The organism is Pseudomonas sp. PME37.24/025 (genome assembly GCF_055556615.1).
The window spans coordinates 1-242 of record NZ_JBVHNK010000445.1; the positions used below are offsets into that span (position 1 = coordinate 1).

The window sequence follows — 242 nt, forward strand, 5'->3', positions numbered from 1 at the left end:
TCGCGGAAGGCGGCGATGAAGTCAGCGGTGAATGGTGGTTTGTTCGGGCAGTCCGGACTATAGATATCGAATTCGAGATCGCGCGTGTCCGGGTCGAATTCGTCGATGACGGAGGGGTCAAGCCATTCGGTCAGCACTTCCGCCCGGCTGAGGTGGGCGGCGATTAAGACTATTCCGTCAACCCGCTGCAGCCGCGCTGCTGTCAGGTCATAAAGGTCGCCGGCGGGCGTGTGGGTGATTGT

At 60.3% G+C, this 242-nt stretch carries 1 protein-coding gene; it reads right to left on the bottom strand.

Features of this window, described 5'->3' with window-relative positions; all coding sequences use genetic code 11:
* The coding region (locus ACZ3HH_RS31015) for a hypothetical protein (RefSeq protein ID WP_465810542.1) at nt 1-242 on the bottom strand (242 nt) is incomplete at both ends.